Annotated in this window: 16 protein-coding genes; 9 read left to right on the top strand and 7 right to left on the bottom strand. The window is 69.7% G+C overall.

The window, feature by feature from the left end; genetic code table 11:
• Positions 1 to 14 precede the first annotated feature (14 nt).
• Positions 15 to 1,031: a hypothetical protein gene (locus CMC5_RS08005; RefSeq protein ID WP_050429843.1), complete on the top strand. Its 1,017-nt coding sequence runs from the start codon at positions 15 to 17 to the stop codon at positions 1,029 to 1,031.
• Between the two features lie 83 nt (positions 1,032 to 1,114).
• On the opposite strand, the gene CMC5_RS08000 is transcribed toward CMC5_RS08005, so the two are convergent.
• On the bottom strand, positions 1,115 to 1,816 hold the full coding sequence (locus CMC5_RS08000) for an STAS/SEC14 domain-containing protein (protein WP_050429842.1): 702 nt from the start codon (positions 1,814 to 1,816) through the stop codon (positions 1,115 to 1,117).
• The gene (locus CMC5_RS07995; RefSeq protein ID WP_050429841.1) at positions 1,813 to 3,654 is read right to left on the bottom strand and encodes a hypothetical protein; all 1,842 of its coding nucleotides are present in this window, start codon (positions 3,652 to 3,654) and stop codon (positions 1,813 to 1,815) included. Before CMC5_RS07995 ends, CMC5_RS08000 begins: the two co-directional genes overlap by 4 nt.
• Positions 3,655 to 3,810: 156 nt before the next feature.
• Here CMC5_RS07995 and CMC5_RS07990 point away from each other — a divergent pair, with 156 nt between their 5' ends.
• On the top strand, positions 3,811 to 5,094 hold the full coding sequence (locus CMC5_RS07990) for an AAA family ATPase (RefSeq protein WP_050429840.1): 1,284 nt from the start codon (positions 3,811 to 3,813) through the stop codon (positions 5,092 to 5,094).
• A complete protein-coding gene (locus tag CMC5_RS07985) occupies positions 5,091 to 5,777 on the top strand; it encodes a hypothetical protein (RefSeq protein WP_050429839.1) in 687 nt (228 codons plus the stop codon). Before CMC5_RS07990 ends, CMC5_RS07985 begins: the two co-directional genes overlap by 4 nt.
• Positions 5,778 to 5,813: 36 nt before the next feature.
• Here CMC5_RS07985 and CMC5_RS07980 read toward each other — a convergent pair whose 3' ends face one another.
• Positions 5,814 to 7,109: a 6-phosphofructokinase gene (locus tag CMC5_RS07980; RefSeq protein WP_050429838.1), complete on the bottom strand. Its 1,296-nt coding sequence runs from the start codon at positions 7,107 to 7,109 to the stop codon at positions 5,814 to 5,816.
• Between the two features lie 61 nt (positions 7,110 to 7,170).
• On the opposite strand from CMC5_RS07980, the gene CMC5_RS07975 reads away from it, so the two are divergent.
• Entirely contained in the window at positions 7,171 to 7,917 is a 747-nt protein-coding gene (locus CMC5_RS07975) for a hypothetical protein (protein WP_245678343.1), read from the top strand.
• A gap of 60 nt (positions 7,918 to 7,977) precedes the next feature.
• On the opposite strand, the gene CMC5_RS42195 is transcribed toward CMC5_RS07975, so the two are convergent.
• The 3 genes from CMC5_RS42195 to priA form a co-directional block, all read right to left on the bottom strand.
• Positions 7,978 to 10,143: a hypothetical protein gene (locus tag CMC5_RS42195; RefSeq protein WP_218920240.1), complete on the bottom strand. Its 2,166-nt coding sequence runs from the start codon at positions 10,141 to 10,143 to the stop codon at positions 7,978 to 7,980.
• Positions 10,144 to 10,364: 221 nt separating this feature from the next.
• Entirely contained in the window at positions 10,365 to 11,138 is a 774-nt protein-coding gene (locus CMC5_RS07965) for a hypothetical protein (protein ID WP_050429836.1), read from the bottom strand.
• A gap of 1,016 nt (positions 11,139 to 12,154) precedes the next feature.
• Positions 12,155 to 14,761: a replication restart helicase PriA gene (gene priA / locus CMC5_RS07960; RefSeq protein ID WP_050435774.1), complete on the bottom strand. Its 2,607-nt coding sequence runs from the start codon at positions 14,759 to 14,761 to the stop codon at positions 12,155 to 12,157.
• Between the two features lie 695 nt (positions 14,762 to 15,456).
• Here priA and CMC5_RS07950 point away from each other — a divergent pair.
• From CMC5_RS07950 to CMC5_RS07940, 3 genes are all read left to right on the top strand, one after another.
• The gene (locus tag CMC5_RS07950) at positions 15,457 to 15,780 is read left to right on the top strand and encodes a hypothetical protein (RefSeq protein ID WP_156338346.1); all 324 of its coding nucleotides are present in this window, start codon (positions 15,457 to 15,459) and stop codon (positions 15,778 to 15,780) included.
• A gap of 74 nt (positions 15,781 to 15,854) precedes the next feature.
• On the top strand, positions 15,855 to 16,184 hold the full coding sequence (locus CMC5_RS07945) for a hypothetical protein (RefSeq protein ID WP_156338344.1): 330 nt from the start codon (positions 15,855 to 15,857) through the stop codon (positions 16,182 to 16,184).
• Between the two features lie 146 nt (positions 16,185 to 16,330).
• A complete protein-coding gene (locus CMC5_RS07940) occupies positions 16,331 to 16,660 on the top strand; it encodes a hypothetical protein (protein ID WP_050429832.1) in 330 nt (109 codons plus the stop codon).
• A gap of 34 nt (positions 16,661 to 16,694) precedes the next feature.
• On the opposite strand, the gene CMC5_RS07935 is transcribed toward CMC5_RS07940, so the two are convergent.
• Positions 16,695 to 17,597: a hypothetical protein gene (locus tag CMC5_RS07935; RefSeq protein WP_050429831.1), complete on the bottom strand. Its 903-nt coding sequence runs from the start codon at positions 17,595 to 17,597 to the stop codon at positions 16,695 to 16,697.
• Positions 17,598 to 17,953: 356 nt separating this feature from the next.
• On the opposite strand from CMC5_RS07935, the gene CMC5_RS47325 reads away from it, so the two are divergent.
• Positions 17,954 to 19,585, top strand: a complete 1,632-nt coding sequence (locus tag CMC5_RS47325) for a pyridoxal-phosphate dependent enzyme (RefSeq protein WP_063796237.1) — start codon at positions 17,954 to 17,956, stop codon at positions 19,583 to 19,585.
• Positions 19,582 to 21,099 carry a GMC family oxidoreductase N-terminal domain-containing protein gene (locus CMC5_RS07925; RefSeq protein WP_169796477.1) on the top strand — a complete coding sequence of 506 codons (1,518 nt, stop codon included), beginning with the start codon at positions 19,582 to 19,584 and terminating at the stop codon, positions 21,097 to 21,099. Before CMC5_RS47325 ends, CMC5_RS07925 begins: the two co-directional genes overlap by 4 nt.
• Positions 21,100 to 21,181 lie beyond the last annotated feature (82 nt).

Below are 21,181 nucleotides of genomic sequence, written 5' to 3'. Positions count from 1 at the left end.
CTGCGCGGAGACCCATGCGCCTCTCTCTCTCTCTCGTCGCTGCTTTCACCCTCCTGACCGCGGCTCCGGACGCCAGAGCCCAGGCTTACCGCGACGGACCGCCGCCCGAGCACCGCATTGTCTACCGCGATCTCACCCTGTTCCGGTGGAATCCCCTCGGCCTCATCACCGACGGTCGGCTCACCTATCGCTATCGGCTCTACGAAAGCGAGAGCGTCGCCCTCCGCGACAATTTCATCTCCGTCGGTGTCGCGCCCTCGCTGAGCGGCGCCTTCGCCCGCATCGGCCCCACGGTGGAGATCCAGCCGGCGAGCTTCCTCCAGCTCTGGGGCCTGTACGAGGTCATCGGCTATTTCGGCGCGTTCAACTTCTTGCAATCGTTCCCTTCGGCCGCGAATGCCAATTACAGCGACTCCGAGCTGTCGCGTCGCAACGGCCTGGAGAGCGGCGACCCGCTGAAGAACTATTCGACGACCGGCACGCAGCTCATTCTCGGTGCGAACCTCCAGTTCAAGGTGGGGCCCGTGGCCGCGCGCAATCTGCTGCGCGTCGGGCGGCCGGACATGAAGATCCGGGGTGGCGATCGGGTCTTCTACGACATCTTCTATGATCTCCTCGTCGGAGATGGCGGCTGGTGGTACTCGAATGACACCGACGTCCTCGTTCAGGGCCTCGACAACAGCCTCAGCGTGGGCCTGCGCTGGACCACGGCCCAGGCGCTCTATTCGGACGACCACTTCGCACCAGGCGATAGCCGCCCCAGCGCGCCGGGCGCCATCCACCGCATTGGCCCCGTCGCCGCCTACACCTTCAAACAGCCCGACGGCGCCGCCATCGAGCCGACCTTGCTGCTCGTCCTGAACTGGTGGTTGAAGTCGCCGTACCGGACCGGGCAGGACGTGTCGCAGGGCGTGCCATACATCGTCGCGGCGCTGAACATCACGGGCGATCTGCTGTCGCCTCCGATCAAGCCCCCGAAGACGCCCTCCCAGCCAGAGCCTCCGCCGCCCGTGCCCCCCCGGGCGCCCTGAGGGCTCTTTCCCACGGCAGGGGCGCGTGCCCCCGCCGCCCCGCCGGCGAAGTACGCCGCCAGTGAAGTGCCCGGCCGGAGGTCTCAGGGAGCGGGGGAAGCTGCCGGCGTCGCTGCCCTGGACGAGAGTTCACGGCGGCGCGCGTCGATCCACTCCCGCGCGGGCTTCTCGTCGTCGAAGAAGGCGAACAGCGTCTTGCCGGGCGTGATCAGGTTGGCCGCGCGCAGGACGACGGTGGTCACCACCCGCGTCGCGAACGAGCCGCCCACGAAGGCGAGCACGTGAGGGATGGGCCTCATCGGGTTCGAGGCCACCGCCTTGCGGGTGCCTGGCGAGGCCACCGCGACGCTCTTCAAGAGAATGAGGCTGATCGAGAGCGACGCCTGCTCGTAGAAGGGGCGATTGGCATCCGCGATGAACTGGATGTCGTCGGCGCTCACCTCGCCTTCGAGCACCACGACCTGGAGGTCCGGCGGCTCGAAATGCATCGAGTGACGACCGAAGTACCACTCGCGCGGGAGGTCGGGAGGCAAGGACGCCGGCGCCTCCACCTCGGCGGTGTCGAGCGGCGTGGATTCCGGCGCGGCGAGGCCGTCGGCATGCCGAGGCGTGGACGCCGGCGCGGCGAGGCCGTCGGCATGCCGAGGCGTGGACGCCGGCGCGGCGAGGCCGTCGGCGTGGCGAATGGAAGACTCCGGCGCGGCGAGGCGCTCGGCGTGACGGATGGAGGACTCCGGCCCCGGCAGACCGTCGGGCGGAGACGCGAAGGGGGCGTGGTGTGTCATTTCGGCTGGAAGTACCGCCCGACCTGTTCCCGATACTCTTCGGGCACCTCGCTTCGATCGATCGCGCCCACCTCGTCGGGCCCGACCACACCGAGCGCCCCTTCTCCGCGCACGTTCGCGCTTTCTCCGGGCCGCCCAGCGGTTCGTCCCAGCACCATCCCCGGCATCGGTACCCCCTTGTTCATCCTGGCTTTCGCCCGTGCCCGGAGGTCCCCTCCGGTCACCTTCCCCGTCTGTCCATCGTGCGAGCCCGGCCCTCCCCCCTCGCTGTGGCCTGGCGTCGCTCCACCTTGATCTTTACCGCTTCCCCCGCTGCTCCCTCCCCCGTTCGTCCCCCCCTGGCTGCCTTGCTGACCCCCTTGGCTGCCATTCTGCCCGGATGCGCCCGCCATGGGCAGCGGCATCGCTTGTCCCCCGAGCTGTCCTTCCAGACCGCCCGTGCCTTCCTGCGCGCCTTCGAGCCCCTTCTGACGCTCCCCTTCCCCGCTCCCCGGGGGCGGCGCTTGCGCCATCTGCCGGAGCTGCTCCTTGAGCTGCGCGATGCCCTCGGGCGTCGCGAGCTGGTCGGCGAGGTCCTGCATCTCTTCGGGGGACGGGCCCTCGCCCGGAGCGCCTTCGGGTGACGCTTCGGCTTGCCGCTTCATGTTCTCGGCGAGCTGCTTGCGCTCCTCGGCGCTCAGGCCGGACAGGGCCTTCTCCATGCTCTCGGCGAGCTGCTGGAGATCCTCGGGATCGCCGACCTGCGAGAGGTCCTTCAGCGCTTGCTTGCCTTCCTCGCCGAGGCCTTCACCGAGCGCCTTCGCCAGCTCCTTGAGCTTCTCGCTCTTCTTGCCGAGCGCTTCGAGGCGCTTGCGCTGTTCCTCCAGCGCCTTCGCCACGCCCTGCGCGCCAGCCCCACGCGCGGCCTTTTCGGCTTCTTCGAGGGTCTGCTGCGCGCGCTCGCGGTCTTCCTTCTCCAGCTTGTTGGCGAGGCGCTCCATCTCCTCGTCGAGGGAGGTCATGTCGCGGTCCCCGAGGGCCTTCGCGGCGTCCTTGAGGTCGGGGTTGTCGCCGAGCTTGCCGAGCGCCGACTCCATGCCTTGCCGCTCTTCACCGGCGCCGAGCGAGAGGCGCTCGGCGGTGATGCCGTCGCGCAGCTTCGACAGGTCGGCCAGGGCTTCGCGTTTCTCGACGCCTTCGCGGAGCTTGTCCCGGAGCTTCTTGGCGTCCTCGGCGAGCTTCTTCAGGCGCTCGCGCTGGGCTTCGTCACGCGCGTTGGCTTCGCCGAGGGCGATGGCGCGTTCCAGAGAGGTGACGTCGGCGAGCCGCACCTGCTCGGCGCCCGGGGGCGCTGCGGCCTCGGGCGGCAGGGGCGGCAAGGGGATCCAGCTCAGGTAGCCGATCGCGCCGGCCGCGATGGGGATGGCGGCGTGCCAGGTGCGCCAGACGCGGGGGCGCACTTCGCGGGGGGTGGCGCGGCCGAGGACGCCTTCGGCCTGGGAGACGACGACGGCGCGGGCGGGCTCGGAGCCTTCGTCGGCGTCGAGTTCGAGGGCGGTGGCGATGGTCTCCTTGGAGCCGAGGCGGCCATCGAGGTAGAGGGCGACGCTGGTGTCCGGCCAGCGACGGCGGTGCGCGAGCACGGCGCCAGCGGCAGCACCGAGGAGTCCACCGGCCGCGGCGAAGGGGCGGAGGGCGCCGTGCCTCGTCTGCCAGGCTGCGGCCGCGCCGCCGATGCCGACCGCGAGGCCGAGGGCGGCGCCGCTCAAGACCACCCCGAGGGCGCGGCGGCGGCGAACCCGTCGCGCCCAGCGCGCGAACGAGGCGCGGAACCGCTCGCTCGGGGACGGATTTGCCATGCCTTGATCTGTATCCGGTGCAGCGGGCGGCGGCCAGCGTCGGATGGGGGGGAGGGTCAAGGGCTCGGGTCGGACCGGCCGCACCAGGCAGCGCAAGGACCGGTCCCCGGCTGCGACGTTCACAGCGGGTTGACGACTTCGAGGGATGGGGGTCCGATGCGCCGCGTGTCTGGGTTCAGGTATCGCGCTCCTGCTCGCGTGTTCGACATTCTCAAGACGGTCACCATCGAGGGCTTCAAGTCGATACGAAAGCAGAACCTCGAACTCGGGTATCTCAATGTCTTCATTGGCGCCAATGGCTCGGGCAAGACCGCCCTTCTGGAAGCCCTCGGTGTGCTCGGCGCGGCAGCCGCGGGCCGGGTCGACGACGCCGAGCTGCTCCGTCGCGGCGTGCGGCCTGGCGTGCCCAGGCTCTTCAAGAGCGCCTTCGACAAGAGCGCCCCCAACGACCGCCTTCCCCGAGTCATCAAGCTGAGCGGAGCCTCCCCAGCAGGCGCTCGCTACGACGTGACGCTCGACAATCCGAAGGACTCCGCAGCGACGCCGTGGCGCTTTTCCACCGAAACGCTGCGTTTCAGAGAAGAGAAGCTCGTCACCCGCTCGCCTCGTGGCGCCAACCTCTGGAAAGGTGACAAGAAAGAGCCGCTGAAACTCGCCGATGCGTACCGAGGCATCGCGCCCGTCTTCCAGACGATGGAGGTCGCCACGGCTCGAGTCACCGGCATGCTGAATCGACTCGCGGAGTTCGTCATCTACGATCCCCAGACGGCAATTCTCCGAGGAACGATGGCCGACGCACTGCCACTCGATCCGCTCGGACTGCAGGGTGGGAGGCTCGCCGAAGCCGTCGGACAGCTTTTGCAGCCGAAGAAGGGGTTGTTCGGGTCGCTGCCCCTGGAGGATCTTTTCGCGTTGATCGACTGGGCCAGTGATGTCGATGTCTCAGCCCCCACCCCCGATCTCGTTTCCCCGTCGATTCCTGCTGCCGCCGAGATTCTTCGGTTCACCGACAAGTACCTGCGCTCCGATCTCAGCCGACTCTCCGCGTACGATGCCAGCGAGGGGGCACTCTACGTGCTCTTCGCCCTCACCTTGCTGCTTCATCCACGCACGCCACGGCTCTTCGCCGTCGAGAACATCGACCACGCGCTCCATCCCCGTCTGGCGAGAGCGCTCGTGCGTCTGCTTGGTGAGCAGGCCCTGATGGCCAGAAATCACAAACAGGTCCTCCTCACGACCCACAACCCGCTCGTTCTCGATGGTCTCGCGCTCAACAACGACCGGATCCGCCTGTTCACGGTCGATCGCACGACGGCTGGCCACACCGTGGTCCACCGGGTCGCCTACACGGACGCCCTCGAAGAGGCGCAAGCCAAGGGCGTGACGCTCTCCCAGATGTGGACGCGCGGCTTGCTCGGCGCCGTCCCCTCCATCGAATGACACCGATCCGCGTGGGCATCATCTGCGAGGGGACGACGGACGACGCCGTCCTGCGCGCGATCGTGGGCGCGCTGGTGCATCCACGCCAGGTCGTGTTCGCCCTGCTCCAGCCCGACAGCGACCGTCTTCAGCCAAGGACGGGACCCGGGTGGCAGGGCGTGCGAAAGTTTCTCAAGGAGGCGCCGGAACTCTCCGCATCTCCGCTCGACCTCATTGTCGTGCACGTCGACGCTGACGTGCGTGGCAGTCCCGAGGTCACCGCCCATCTCCGGGCCGTCGAGGAAGGCGAGCACGATCTCGAACCCCTCTGCGATCACGTCAAAGACTGGATGATCAGCGGGGTGCCGGACGCGGTGGTCATCGTGCTTCCACGCGAGCGCACGGAGAGCTGGCTCCTGGCCGCGAACAGCAAGGTGAAGCATGTCGAGGCGATTGCCGAGCCGGACAGGATGCTGCCGGATCCTGGCTCGCGCGGGAAACGAGAGAAATCGCGCCCGGCTTACGAAGCTCTGGTCCAGCCCCTTCTACCCCTCCTGTCGCGCCGCAACGCACTCCGCGGCCTCCCCGAGCTGGAGCGCTTCTGTGGCAAGGTCGGTTCACGCATCCGGAAGCTGTCTTCCGCCTCGGGAGCGTCTTCTCGTGGGGCACGGGGCGATGGAGGCCGCCGCGGCGCTGGCGGATGACGGGCCGCGGCGGTCCCTGCGGGTTCACGCCACGGATCACTTCCCGGGCAGGCGGGTCTCCAGGTCGCGGGCGAGGCGGTGGAAGTCGCTGCCGCGTTCGATGAAGCGGACCTCGGTTTTCAGGGTCTCGGGGTTCACGAGCTGGGCGAAGGGGACGTACTGGAGGTCGAGCTGGCCGGCGGTGCTGACCATGTGGCCGTCGAGGCCTTCTTCGACGATGGCGCGGAAGGCGCCGAGGCCGAGCTGGCAGCCGAGCATGACGTCGAAGGCGTGGGGGGCGCTGCAGCGGGACTCGTAGCCGAGCTGCACGCCGGTGAGCTTCTTGCTCTTGCCGGTGCGGGCTTCGTAGCGGTCGCCGGCGATCTTGGCGATGAGCTTGCCGATGTCGATCTTGCCGAGGCTGACGTGGCCGTGCTCGTCGCGGGCGACGCCGCGAAGGAAGGACTCGGGGAGGAGCTCGGCGAGGCCTTCGGCGAGGACGATGGTGCCGTAGTGCTTGCCGCGGGCTTCGCGGGCGACGATGAGGTCGACGATGCGCTCGGCGAGGGCGTCGAGGTCGAGGCGGTTCTCCTTGGTGACGGCGCCGGTGGTCTCGTTCTTGATCTCTTCCTGGACGGCGAGGGCGCCTTCGACGTCTTCGACGCCGACGACCATGTGGGCTTCGCCCGCGATGGCGACGCCGTAGGCGAGCCAGCCGGCCTTACGGCCCATGGTCTCGACGACGAAGTAGCCCTTGGTGGCGCGGGCGTCGGCGCGGAGGTTGAGCAGCTCCTGGGCCATGACGTCGACGGCGGTGAAGAAGCCGAAGGTGAAGTCGATGCCGCGGTAGTCGTTGTCGATGGTCTTGGGGACGTGGACGACGCGGACGCGGGGGGCGTCGGCAGGGAGGCGGCGCTGGAACTCGTAGAGGAAGTTCGCGGTCTTGAGGGTGTCGTCGCCGCCGATGGAGACGAGGGCTTCGACGCCGAGAGAGACGAGGCCGTCGTAGACGCGGCGCAAGGGGGCGGTGCGCTGGGGGTCGTCGAGGTCCTTGGGGCCGCGGATGCCTTTGCCGGGGTTGGCGCGGGAGGTGCCGATGAAGATGCCGCGTTCGTTGCGCAGGCCGTGCAGGTCCTGGTCGGTGAAGGCGTGGTAGTCCTGCTCGGCCACGAGGGTGCGCTTCGCCGCGTCGTAGTCCTGCAGGCCGGAGTAGCCGTGGAGGAAGCCGAGCATGTCGCTGCCGGAGCGGCGGAAGGCCGAGGCGGCCGACGAGATGACGGCGTTGGCCGCGGGCGCAGGTCCTCCGGAGAAGACGACGCCGACCCGCTTGGGCTGGAATTTCGCGAGGCTCATGGTGCTGGCGCTAGCACTCCGACCGCGGGTCGGAAAGGTCCGGCGTGCGCGAGGGGACACGATGACGCGGTGTTTCACGGGTCGCGGGCTGGCCTCTGGCCAGGACGTGGTACACCCGGCTCCGCCCCCGCCGGCGGACGCCGGGACGAGGGCCTCGGAGACCGTGACCACGACCGACACTGCGCGCACGCCGATCCGCGTCGAGCTCGCCGGGCCTCACACCCGGATCCACGCGAGCCTCTGCATGGCGTGCCCGCATGGGCTCGCTGGTTGCTGCGCGGCGCCGCCCGCGGTCGCGTGGGCCGACATCGGGCGCATCGTGCAGCTCGGTGGGGCGGGGTGGTTGCTCGACGAGATCGGCGCAGGCAGGCTCCGTCCGTCGCCGCGAGGGCTCGCCATCCTGCGGAATCCGCCCGCCGAGGTGGAGGGGCGCGCGTTCCCGGGTCGGTGTGTGTACCTGGGGGCGCGGGGCTGCACGATCGCGCCGGAGCGACGCTCGGCGACGTGCAACTACTACGTCTGCGACGAGGCGCTCGCGGAGGGAGGGGAGTCCGAGGGCGAGCCGACGGCGCGCGCTGCAAGCACGGCACGCGCGGCGGGTACGGCAAGCGAGGCACGCACTGCACGCGAGGTGCACACGGCGCTCATGGATCTGTATGCGTACGGCGATCTGGAGATTGCCGAAGCGATCACCAGCGCCTGGCCCGCTGGACCCGTGTGGAACGAGGCGTTCCTCGGGTGGCTCGGCACGCGCTACGAAGAGATGCTGCGACGACGACGCCGACAGCTCCGACGTCTCACGCCGTAGCGCTCACGCAGCGCCCGCGCGCAAGGTGCCTGAAGGCAAGGCGTCTGCGCGAGGCGCCGGCTACTCCAGCTCGTCGGCGATGAACATCGACTCGTCGAGCACCAGCTCGCCGTTCACGATGCGGCCGGTCCTCGTGAACAAGCTGGTCTTGCCGTCGCCATCGAGGTCGCCTTCGGCGGAGACTTCGAAGCCGTCTTTGCCCGGATCAGGTCCGCCGCGTGCGGGGCCCTTGTATCCACCGCCCGCGCGGTAGTCGAGCTGGTAGTACATCGCGTCGCTCGCGGCGAACCGCAGGCAGCGCCACCCGGTGTCGTCGTCCCCCTGGTTGAAGTCTTGTCCGGGGCTTTCGCTGGGCACGTACTTCGTCCCCTTCGGGACGCTCGCCGGCACGGCGTTCGCGGCGCCGCAGAGTTTGTGGACCGCCTTGATCGAGGACGGGCTGCCCGAGCCGGAGAGGCTGGCAGGGAGCCGCTCTCGCTCGAAGGAGGCGGCCGCGGAGCGGAACATGGCCGTGACCATGCTCTTCGCCTCGGCGGTCTTGGCGCGGGCGAGGTATCTCTGCACGCCGAAGATCGCGAGGGCTGCGCTGTCGCCGAGGGCGCTGACGCCGCCGTGGCTGGTGGCCGTGAACTCGAGTCCACGGTCGCTCGGGGCGAGCGTGAGCGCGAGGAGCGCGCCGGATCGGTCCGCCGCGCTCGGCGGGATGCCGGGGACGCCCGCGATCGAAGCGCTCAGCACGCCAGGATCCAGGTAGGCGAGGAGGTGTCCTTCGGGAGGCGTCTGCGCGCGGGTCGCGGCGAACGCGGGGCTCGCGCCCAGGGTCTCGCCCTCGCGACCGAAGCGCGCGAAGAGGTCGGCGACGAGCTTTCGATCGCCTGTGCCGATCAAGAGCTGTCCAGGCCGCAGCTCTGCGCGCAGCTCCTGCCCGTTCTCCGCGTCCGCGATGATGGTGTTGCCCTTCACCCTGAACCTCTTCGGCTTCTTCTTGGCCTGCGCGAGCGCGACCTGGAAGACCTTCTGTCGGGCGGCCTCGCTGGCCGTGGCCACCGAGAGGAGCATCGTGGAGGTCTCGTGGATCGTGTCGACCCGGTCTTTGCCTGCCTCCGGGGCACGCTTCGGGTCGACATAGAGGCCGAGCGCGACCTCGCCACCGAGGGCGCCATCCAGGGTGGGCAGGTCGAGGCCGAGGCCGCTGAGCATGAGACTTGTGAAGCTCACGCCGGCCGTCTCCATGGAGCTGCCTGCGGCAACGAACAGGTCGGCCAGCGTTTTGCCCGGCATGCGCTGGAGCGACACGCTGAAGGCGGAGACGGGGCCCTTCGGGAGCCGGGTGATCATGGTGTGGCGGGTGGGCGCGAGCAGGGCGCCGAGGGGCGGGAAGCGCCCGCCGTGGCCGACGAACTGGAGCTCGATGTTGGGCGCACCAGGCTCCGCCGAGAACGAGGCGGCGAGGCGCGATCCTGCTTCGGGTGCGCCAGGCGAGCGCCCGACGAAGCGGGCGAGGTCCATCGTCACCCAGGCGCCTTCGGCGCGCTCGGGCTTGAACAAGGGGGAGGTGCGGAACGAGGGTTCGCGCTGGTCGGCCACGCGCAGGGCGGTGGAGAGGAGCTTGGGTTCGCGGCAGAGCAAGGCGACGCGCGCGCTCTTGAGCCAGGCGCCGTAGGCGAGGACTTTCTGCTGCTCGTGCTCGATCGCGAAGCGTTCGTCGCCCGTCTTGCGGAAGATGGGCAGCGAGAGCAGCCGTTCGACGGGCGCCGGGTCCTTGAAGCGGATCGCGGAGCAGACCCGACGCTCGGGATCCACGGGGTCGTGACCGCTGGGTCCGACGAACACCACGGCGTCGTCGAACGCCGTGGCGAGCGCTCCGATCTGTGTGGTGTCGAGGCCAGGCATGGTGCCGAGCTCGCTCAGGATGCTCGCGCTGAAGTCGTCGAGGAGGGCCGGAGGCATGCGCTGGAGCAAGGCATCGGGGCGAGGGAGATGCGCGACCACCGTGGCATCGGCAGGGATGACGTCGACGAGGGTTTCGATCTTCCACACGGGCGCCGCTGCCGCGACCTGAGGGGGTCGGCGGATCGGGAGTACCGTCGGCGTCGTCCTGGCTTGCGGGGGCGCGGAAGGCGCGCAGCCGCAGAGCGCGAGGGCGGCCAGGCCGAGCGCCACGCCGCGTGCGCGAAGAGAGCGGCGTGCCAGGGGACGTGACGGGGAGCAATGGGGGCGCGTCATGCCAGGGAACGGTACCACCAGGTTCCTCCGGAGTGGCGCGCGGATGGAAGGCGCGGCACGTCACGCCATGCGTGGATGGATGGATGCGTGAAGCGTGACGTGCAGGTGGGAGGCGCGGGATGCGAGACGCGTCAGGAGGCGCGGGATGCGAGACGCGTCAGGAGGCGCGGGATGCGAGACGCGTCAGGAGGCGCGGGATGCGAGACGCGGCGAGGCGGGGATCAGGTCATGGGACAGGAGGCGGGGGGCTCCGCAACGTCCGGCGTGGAGCCGTTCGCGCGGCGGCCCGTGGTGACGTGGATGGGGCGGAAGCCGTAGTCGTAGAGGTTGCGGTCGACCTTGCGGTCCGGGAGGTTGGCGTAGAGGTGCTGGCGTGCAGCGGCGATGCTGGAGACGGCTTCGTCGATGGTGGCTTGCTTGACGGCGTAGCTGCGGGAGAGTTCGCCGCGCGTTGCTTCGCGTTCGCCGAGCACGGCGCGGAGGCCGGTGTAGGCGGTGTCGACGGCGCTGCGGACGACGGGGGTGAAGAGGTGCTCGCGGCGCAGGTCGTCGACGGGGAGCAGCGTGAGGGCGTCGTCTTCTTTCTGGCACATGGCGAGGCTGCGCAGGACGCCGCCGAAGGAGACGGGGTTCTGGCCGTGGACGCCGTAGGCCTTGGCGATGAGGGGGTTGCGCTCGCTGGTGACCGACTGGAGGTGGTCGTCGACGCGCGCGAGGGCAGCGATGCCGGTGTCGACGGCGTCACGGCCGCTGCGGGTGGCCGTGAGTTTGGCGACCTCGGCGTTGCTGAGGCCCGGGGTCTGGGCGGTGAGGTCGGCCAAGACCTGTTCGAGGCGCAGGCGGATGCGGGGGCGAAAGACGGCGCTCTCGCGGCGTAGCTGCTCGGTGGTGGTCTCGCCTTGCGGCACGAGCTTGCGCGCGTTGTCGGCGGCGAGAAGGGTCTCGAGGTGGATCTTCAGGTCGTCGACCTGAGCGGAGTCGCTGATTCCAGGCATGGTTCCCTCCAGTGGCGTTGGGTCGTGTCGTGATGGGCCGAGGTGCGTTCGGTTCGGCTGCCAGCGCTCGGCCTCAGGCGCCGGCGAGGTGTCAAGGTAGGGTCCGTTCGGTACGGTGCAAGTGGAGGAGTGAACGGAAAATGTAGAATTGGAGGTTGATGTGAGCAGAGGTGAGCGTTGCCTGGGAGAGAGGTGGATGGGGCTGGAAGGCACGGAATGGGGCCATAGAAGCGCTCGTAGGGCGAGATGGGGAGATACTGCCCGACAAGATGGCGAAGGCAGGAAGGGGCAAGCGCAGGGCATCTGGGCAGGGGGCGAGGGCATCTGGGCGTTCGCCCACGTCATCCGGTCGTCAGGCGGCGTCATCCGGTCGTCAGGCGGCGTCATCCGGTCGTCAGGCGGCATCATCCGGTCGTCAGGCGGCGTCATTCAGTCGCGAGGCCACGTCACCCGGTCGCGAGGTCGCGTCACCCGGTCGCGAGGCCAGGTCACTCCGTCGCGAGCCCACGTCACCCGGTCACGAGATCGCGTCATCCAGTCGCGAGGCCAGGTCACTCCGTCGCAAGGCCGTGTCATCCGCTCATCAGGCAGCGACATCCGACATCGAGATGGGATGAGCCAACCACGAGGCGACGTCTGCTGCATGCCGCGCGGTGCCCTGCGGGCATGGCGCGTTCCTCCAGCGTCGACGTCGAAGGCCCGTGGACCATGGATCGCCGAAAAACCGTACATAACGCGGCCGTTACATACGCCGCTCGTTATATTCGGCGGCTGTACAGCACACAGATGCAGCTGCCGGGTGAAACCACACCGCAGCGTGGCCTTGATGGCGTGATCGCTCGTCGGTGCCTTTTCTGGTGCACCTGCTGGGTGAAACCATGTGGCACCGTTGGGCTTCATGCCGAGGCGGGTCGATGGGTCAGGGAGCGTGAGGCGACCGTGAGGCGACCGTGAGGCGGCTGTGTCGTGAGGCGGCTGTGTCGTGAAGCGACCCTGGAGAGGGCCGAGAGGCGCGCTCAGAGCATCGCGACCGGGTCGATGTCGATCACGATGCGGACGCTGCGTTCGATGGAGTTCTTGGCTTCGTTCACGGCGGCGACGGCGGCGCGCAGGGGTCCGCGTTCGTCGGCGCGGAGGAGGACGCGGAAGCGGTAGCGGTTGCGGAGCTTGGCGATGGGAGCGGCCGAGGGGCCGAGGACGTCGACGCGACGGGCGAGGCCTTCGGGGCTGGTGCGGGCGCGGGCGGCGAGGAGGCCGATGGCGTCGCGGGCGACTTGCTCGTCAGGGGCGTCGACGCGGATCAGGGCGAGGCGGGAGTACGGGGGGTAGCCGACTTCCTGGCGGTCGACGAGCTCGCGGCGGAGGAAGCCTTCGACGTCGTGGGCCGCAGCGAAGGCGACGGCTGGGTGCTGGGGGTTGCGGGTCTGGATGAGGACGCGGCCAGGTCGGTCGCGGCGGCCTGCGCGGCCTGCGACCTGGACGAGGAGCTGGAAGCCGCGCTCGGCGGCGCGGAAGTCGGGGATGCTCAAGGCGGCGTCGGCGTTGACGACGCCGACGAGGGTGACGCTGGGGAGGTCGTGGCCCTTGGTGACCATCTGGGTGCCGACGAGGATGTCGATCTCGCCAGCGCGCATGCGGTTCAGGATGGCTTCGGTCTTGTCGGCGCCGGCGACGTCGCGGTCGAGGCGGCCGACGCGGGCTTCGGGGAAGGATTCGGCGATGGTGGCTTCGAGGCGCTCGGTGCCGAGGCCCTCCAGGGCGAGGGAGGGGGCGTTGCACGCGGAGCAGCGGTCGGGGAGCGGGCCGGTGTAGTCGCAGTAGTGGCAGCGGAGGCGGCCGCCGCGGAGGACGTGGTCGTCGTCGGTGTCGTGGCCCGGTGGGGGGACGAGGAGCTTGCCGCGCGGGGGGGGGCGCGGTGGGGTGAGGCCAGGGAGTTCGCCGGTCTGGCCCGAGGAGAGCGCCGCGGAGGCGACGTGCGGGCCAGGGGTCGCGCGGGGGGCCCTTCGGCCGCGGTGGTAGGTGAGCGCGACGGAGCAGGAGGCGCAGGTCTCGACGGTGCCGCAGGCTTCGCAGACGACGCTGGGGGCGAAGCCGCGGCGGTTCAGGAAGAGGATGATCTGGTCCTTCGCCTTGAGGGCTTGCTCGATGGCGCGGTGCAGGGGCAAGGAGATGAGTTTGTCGCCCGAGGGGCCAGCGCCGAACTTGCGGAGGTCGACGAGGTGGACTTCGGGCAAGGTGGCTTCGCGGTGGGCGCGCTCGGGGAGGCGAAGCTCGGTGAGCTTGCCGCGGCGGACGAGGGCGATGGATTCGAGGGAGGGGGTGGCGGAGCCGAGGACGCAGACGGCGCCGGCGCGGTAGGCGCGGAGGAGGGCCATGTCGCGGGCGTGGTAGCGGACGCCTTCTTCTTGCTTGAAGGAGCCGTCGTGCTCTTCGTCGACGAGGATGAGGCCGAGGTCGGGGACGGGGGCGAAGAGGGCCGAGCGGGCGCCGATGGCGACGCGGACGCGGCCGGTGCGGAGGCTGGTCCACATGGCGTGGCGGTCGGCGTCGCTGAGGCCGCTGTGGAGGACGGCGAGGTCGTCGCCGAAGCGGGCGCGGAAGCGAGCGACGACCTGGGGGGTGAGGGCGATCTCGGGGACCATCATCAGGGCGCCGCGGCCCTGGGCGAGGCAGGTGGCGATGGCGCGAAGGTAGACTTCGGTCTTGCCGGAGCCGGTGACGCCGAAGAGGAGGAAGGCGGCAGGTGAGCTGGCGGCAGAAGAGCCAGTGGCGGGTGAGCTGGCGGCAGGTGAGCTGGCAGCGGGTGAGCTGGCGGCAGAAGAGCTGGCGGCGGGTGAGCCGGCGGCAGGTGAGCTGGCGGCAGAAGAGCCGGCGGCAGGTGAGCTGGCAACGGCAAAGCCGGCGGTGGGAGCGAGGGCGGCGAGGGCGGCGTCGATGCGCTCGGCCGCGAGGGCCTGCGCTTCATTCAGCTCAGGGGGAGAGTCTGGGGTCTCGGGGAGGCGGAAGAAGGGGTCGCGGGGGCGTTCGCGTTCGTCGAGGGTGACGAGGCCCATGCCGGCGAGCTTCTTCACGGCGGCGCGGGCGGCCTTGAAGCGCTCTTCGAGGCGCGCGACGGGCTGCTCGCCGCTGGCGCGGAGAAGGGCAAGGACGGCGGCGGCCTGGCCGCGGAGGGTGCCCGGGGGTTCGAGGGCGTCGGTGGGGCAGGCGAAGAGGACTTTGCGGCCGCCGACTTGCTTCTGTCGGGCGAGGTCGAGGGGGCCGCCGAAGGCGCCTTTGGCCGACATGGCCTTGACCTGGTCGCGCTCCAGGGCCGGGAGCGCCAGGCGGAGGACCTCGCCGATGGGGGCGAAGTAGTACGCGGCGAGCTCCTGGAGGAAGGCGAGCAGTTCGGCCGGGAGCGCCGGCTCGGGGTCGACGACGGCGGCGATGGGCTTGATCCGCGTGGGATCTACGGGGGGAGCGCGGTCCGAGAGGGTGAGGACGACGCCCACCAGGCGACGGCGGCCGAACTCGCAGAGCACGCGCGCGCCCGGTCGGACCTCTGCCGCGAAGTGCGCAGGGATGGCGTAGTGAAACGGCTGCGAGAGCGGTACGGGGACCGCGACGACGGCATAGCTGGGCATGCGGTGCGCCTGGCGGAGATAGCAGAGAAGCCGCTGGCTGAGAAATCTGCTCCCGTTCATCCGGCGATGGGCTGGCCGAGGCCCGGGCTCGGCGTCCTCGCGCAGTCAGGCGGGCACGTCGCTCTTCAGGCGCGAGTTCCCTCTCGACGGATGGGCGAGCACTCTCGCGATGAGATGGGCGAGCACCCTTGCGACGACATGCATGACGAGCCTCGCGATTGGATGCGCGAGCACCCTTGCGACGGATGCGTGTTCACCATCTCACCGACATGCACGAGAGCTGCATGCGGGAGTGCTCGTGGCGGGGGTGCTGGTTCGGACGAGAAGCACGATTTCGACATCGATGTCGGCACGCCAGATGCCGCTCTCGCTCATCCGGAGGCACGAAAGCGGCGCGTGATGAACTCACGCGCTGCAACGGCGAGGGGCTCGGCAGGTGTGTTCGTGTGCTGTGCGGCAGGTGTGTTCGTGTGCTGTACGGCCGCTGTGGGGGGCACACGCGTCATGCACGTTCTCCCGGTGATCCATGGGCCATGGGCGCTCGAGAGGGATGTCCGCGGGTGAGACCGGGAACAGGACGCGGGCTCTTGGACGAGGGTGACCGTGGTTGTGGGGACACGGTGTACACCACGTCCAGGCTCCGCCTGTACGACGCTGGCCGTGACATCTCTGGCTCGCTCGCTACCCTGGTCACCATGCGACGATCTGCTTCAACCGTCCTTTTCCGTGCAGTCTTTCTCGCGACCAGTGTGGTCATCGGCATCGGTGCGTCGGGCTGCCGGAGCGCGGTCGGGACCATCTGCGATACGAAGTGCGACTGCGAGGGCTGTAGCAACCGCGAGTACAACGAGTGCATCGACGATGTGGAGCGCGATGAGCGTCGCGCCGTCAATCGCCGGTGCGCCGACGAGTTCGACGAGTGGGTGGCCTGCGTGGACGACACGGCGACGTGCCGCGGCAGGGACTACGATGATCGGTGCGGTCCGGAGCGACGCGATCTGCGCGACTGCATGGACTGAATCTCTCCAGGCGCCGCTGAACGCTCCGGGGTGAGCGCTGTCACTTCACGGCGGTGTTCGGTATCTTGCCTGTCATGCGCTCAGCCCCCCTTCCTGCGCTCCTGCGCTCGTTCGTGTTCACCATGAGCCTCGGCGTGGGTCTCGTCACGATGGCTGGCTGCCGCAGCGAGATCGAGAAACTCTGCGACGATGGCTGCGATTGCACGGGGTGCAGCGAGCGGGAGTACAACCAGTGCATCGACGTTCTCGAGAGAGCCGAGGAGCGCGCCGCCAGCCTGGGTTGTGCAGACGAGTGGGATGAGCTGATCGGCTGCACGAACGATGAGAGCGCTTGTCGAGGGGACGACTTCATCCTGGAAAGCTGCAACTCGGAGCGTCAGGACCTCGCGCGCTGCGCGGACTGACCTGCCGAGCTCCCCCGGCAGAGCGAGGTCGCGGTCCTCTGGACAGCGCGAAAACACCGCTTTTTGAAGGGGAATACACACAACGCGAGCGTTGAAGAGCCGCCCTCTCGTCGACTAGGTTGCGCCGCATGAGGTTCAACCTACCCATGAATTTTACTCGGTCACTGTTTCTCGTTTCGACGTTCGCCGCGGTTTTTTCCACGGTCGGCTGCGGCAAGAGCGCCGTCGAGGAGTACTGCGAGGCGAAGTGCGCCTGCGAACTGTGCAGCGATCCGGCGCTGGATGCGTGCGTCATCGAGACGGAGCGGCTGCGGAACACGGCGGAGACGAACGGCTGCGCCGAGGCCGTCGATGCGGCGCTCTCGTGCCTCCACACCACGGCCGAGTGCCGCTCGGAGGAATACGGAGGAGGTCAGTTCGAGACCGATGGCTGCGTCGCGGAGCAAGAGGCGATGCAGCAGTGCGTCTCGTCGTGACGGGCGTTCCCCTTCTCACCTCGGGGACGTTTTCTCACCTCAGGTACGTCGTGATCACGTCACGGTTCGGGGCCTGCTCTCCGCTCGCCTGACACTCGGGGAAGTGTCCCCCGCCAGCCGCGGCTTGCTCGCAGAGGGTGCTGCAATCGCCGGCGAGCTGGATCATGCCGCACGCCTTCGGGACGAGCTGACCGGTCGAGAGGTTCTTCTCCAGGTGACCGGCGGCGCAGTCCCTTCGCCTCGCGCGGGCGAACATGGCCGTCCCGGGGTTGTGGCACGCCCACAGGGCAGGCGTGGGGCCGAAGACGTTGCCCCAGAAGGCGCCTTCGATTGCGGTGTAGGTCGCGGCCTCTTCGGTGGAGATGCCGACGAGATCGACGTGGGAGCCGCGGAGGGAGACGATGACCTGGATGCCGTACCAGTTGGTCAGGGCCGCGAGGCAGGCGGAGACCCAGCGCTGGTCTTCTTCGTCGTCGAGCGGTGCCTGCGCCCACGACGGGGCGAGGCCCAGGCTCCCAGGGTATTGTTCCTGGTGGTAGGCGCCGGCGGCGTCGACCCAGGCGACGGACACCGACTGCGTCGGGGTCAGCGCGCAGCGGGTGGTGTACCGGAGGAGCTGGCGCGCGAGCTCGCCTTCGGTGTTCGCGGCCGAGAGTGGGGCGAGCGAGGAGAGCTCCGTCGTGTCGAGCGCGACGTGGCTCAAGGCGTTCGGGTTCAAGGCGTTCGGGTTCAAGGCGTTCGGGTTCAGGGCGTTCGGGTTCAAGGCGTTCGGGTTCAAGGCGTTCGGGGCCTGGAGTTCCATGTCGGCCTCGTCGAGCTCGACATCGCCGTCGAGATCGAGGTCATCGACCTCGGAAGCACCGGCGCACCCGATGGCCGCGATGCCCACGAACGCCACCAGAACGACACGAACACCGGCTTTCATCGTCTCGATCATGTGCCCCTCCCCTCGTCACGCCACGTCATCGGAAGCCGCGTCACCGCAGCACCTACATCACCCGTCTCTTCGCGGCGCTCGGCGCTCGCGCACGTGTCGTTCGACTTGCTTCGCTCAGCCACCCCTCGACGAGAGCGTCGGGAGTTCCATGTGGGTGCTGTGGTCCGGTGCAGCGCCTGCACGCCGTTGCGTGCGACTTCTTGCGACCGATCTCCCAGCGTGCATGCGTTGCCCGTCTCCCCCGCCCCGCGCGCAAACTCCGGTAACCGGGGACGCGCTGTAGGCTCGCGAGGAGTCTCCATGGCAAGCTGCGCGCCGACACCTCAGCCGGTCCGCACGGGAGGAGCATGAACGCTATGGTCCGTTCGCTCGAAGCGTTCGACGACGCCATTCCTCGACGAGGGTGGGTCGGCGCGCCGTCGCCAGTCACCGCGTTGCCGCGGCTCGCGGCGGATCTGGGGCTCGCTCACCTCGCCATCAAGCGTGACGATCTGTGCGACGCGCTCTTCGGTGGCACCAAGGTGCGCAAGCTCGACTACGTGCTGGCCGCACCGCCGTTCGCGGAGGCGAAGGCCTGGGTGGGGAGCGGTGGCATCGGGTCGGGCAACATGGTGGCCCTGGTCGCCGCAGGGAGCGCGCTGGGACGCGAGGTGCACGCTCACCTCTTCTGGACGCCCGTCTCGGCTGGGATCCTCGACAACCTTGCGTTCACGGCTTCCGGCGCAGCCTCGCTCACCTTCCATCCCTCGCGGGCGGCGATCGGGCTGCGGCAAACGTCGTTGATGCTCTCGTCTTCGCCGTTCGTCGGTGGGCACCCGGCGGTTCCGCCAGGAACGAGCATGCCACTGGGTCTGGTCGGGCTGGTGCGGGCTGCGCTGGAGCTGCGGGCGCAGATCGATGCGGGGGAGCTGGAAGCGCCGTCGCGGATCTATGTCCCGCTCGGGTCGGGTGGGCTCGCGGCAGGGTTGTCGGTGGGGCTTGCGTACGCCGGGGTGGATGCCCAGGTCGTCGCGGTGGCGGTGGTGGAGCGGTTCATCTCGACGCGGATGCGGCTCCGGTCGTTGCAACGCGGGCTGGCGACGCTGCTCGAGGCGCGCGGGCTGGGGCCGGTGCCGCCGCCCGTGCCGCTGGTCGTGGCGCGGGATCAGGTGGGGCGGGGTTATGGGGTGGTGACGGCCGAGTCGCTGGCAGCGTGCGAGCTGCTCGCCGCAGAGGGGCTGGCGCTGGATCCGGTGTACGTGGGGAAGGCGATGGCGGGGTTGCTCGCCGACGCGGGGCGCATGCGCGGTGGATCGGTGCTGCTGTGGCAGACGGCGCGACGGGCTCCCCTGCCCCACGACGAGGGCTGGCGAGGGAAGCTTCCAAAGGCGCTGGCGCGACGGATCGAGGATCCTGCCGGCGCGGATGCATCACGTCGGCGGGCGCTGTTCGCGGTCGGTGCGGTGGTGGGGGCGAGCGTGCTGGGGGCGCGGTTCCTGGGGGGGTATCCGGCGCGGCCGTCGTTCCAGGGGGGCGTGCTGTCCGTGCGTGAGGCACATGTCCTGGAGGCAGCGGCGGAGGCGATGTTGCCGGCGCCAGTGAGCGCGGAGGCGGTGGCGTCCGTCCCGGAACGGGTGGATCGTTACCTGACGGGGATGAGCGCGGGGACGCAGCGCGAGGTGCGGGCGATGCTCCTTCTCATCGAGCACGGGACGACGCCGCTGGGCGGCCGCCTGCGACGCTTCACGAGCCTGTCGGCCGGAGAGCGTTCGGCGTTCCTCGATGGGCTCGGCGCACGCGGTGGGTTGCTGTCGCAGGCCTACCAGGGGCTGCGTGATCTGGTGATGGTGGGGTACTACCAGCAGCCGTCGACGTGGGGGGCGCTCGGGTACGGGGGGCCGCAGGTGCCGCTGGGGTACGATCCGCACGGGCCGGAGCGGCGGGAGTGGCCGACGTACGACGCGATGAGGGCGCCGGTGGGGGCGCGGCCGAAGGGGGCGCAGCGATGATCTACGACGCGGGGACGCTGGCGCTGCCGCTCCAGGTGAAAGCCGATCTGTGTGTGATCGGGGCCGGTGCGGGCGGGGCGATGGTGGCGATGGTGGCGGCGGAGGCGGGGCTGTCCGTGGTGGTGCTGGAGGCAGGCGAGTTCCTGACGCCAGCGGACATGGTGCAGCGGGAGGAGGTGATGTTTCCGCGGTTGTACTGGGATTCGGGCGGTCGGACGACGGCCGACAGGGCGGTGCACATCCACCAGGGGAAGGGGGTGGGCGGGTCGACGTTGCACAACCTGAACCTGTGCAAGCGGATCCCGGCGTCGATCCGTGCGCGCTGGGCGGTGGAGCGGCGGCTGGAGCATCTGCCGGTGTCGGCGTGGGATGCGCTGTACGAGGAGGTGGAGGCGCTGCTGGAGGTGAAGGCGGTGCCGCGGGCGCAGTGGAACCGGCACAACCAGCTGCTGGAGGCGGGGTGCAAGGCGCTCGGGTGGCGAGGGGGCGGGGTTTCGCACAACCGGACGGGGTGCGTGGGGAGCGGGTTCTGCGAGGTGGGGTGCGCGTACGATGCGAAGAACAACGCGGCGAAGGTGCTGGTGCCGCGGGCGGTGAAGGCAGGGGCGGAGGTGGTGGCGCGCTGTCAGGCGGTGCGGGTGCGTCACGAGGGGGGGCGGGTGGTCGGGGTGTCGGCGGTGGGGCTTGCGCCGGAGACGAACCGGCCGCGGGGGGAGGTGATGGTGGAGGCGCCGCGGGTGTGCGTGGCGGGGTCGGCGACGTCGACGCCGGCGCTGCTCTTGCGCTCGGGGGTGCGGGATCCAGGGGGGGAGACGGGGATGGGGCTGCGGATCCATCCGGCGCTGGTGGCGGCGGGGGAGTTCGATGAGCCGGTGCGGGCGTGGGAGGGGATTCCGCAGACGTACGAGTGCACGGAGCTGCTGGATCTGGAGCGGGAGGATGGGCCGCGGGCGTGGATCATCCCGGCGTTCGCGCACCCGGTGGGGACGGCGACGCTGCTGCCCGGTCACGGGGGGTCGCATCGGTCGTTGATGCGGAGGTACGCGCACCTGGCGGCGTTCACGGCGATGATCCACGACCACACGGCAGGGCAGGTGCGGCCGGATGGGGATCTGGGGCTGCAGATCGAGTACTGGCCGGATGCGGGGGATCGGCGAGAGATGCTGCGCGGGGTTCACGGGTGCGCGAAGCTGCTGTTCGCGGCAGGGGCGCGGCGGGTGATCATTCCTTCGCGGCCGGTGCGGATTTACGAGCGGGGGGATGCGCTCGATGAGCTGCTCGCGTTCGATCTGACGCGAGGGTCGATGGACGTGACGGCAGTGCATCCGATGGCGTCGGTGCCGATGGGGGATGATCCGGCGGTGGCAGCGGTGAGCAGCGAGGGGAAGCATCACCACGTCGAGGGGCTGTGGGTGGCCGATGGGTCGCTGTTCCCGACGTCGATCGGGGTGCCGCCGCAGATGTCGATCTACGCGCTGGGGCTGCACGTGGGGCGGGCGCTGGCTCGGTCCTGAGGGAGGGCCGAAGGGGGGCGCGTCGCGCTGGCTGGAGGGGACGCGCGGAGCTCATGGGATGAGGGGCATCGGGTGGGTCTGA

This window comes from Chondromyces crocatus, assembly GCF_001189295.1.
GTDB classification, from domain to species: Bacteria; Myxococcota_A; Polyangia; order Polyangiales; family Polyangiaceae; genus Chondromyces; species Chondromyces crocatus.
This window is presented reverse-complemented; position numbering and strand designations above follow the sequence as displayed.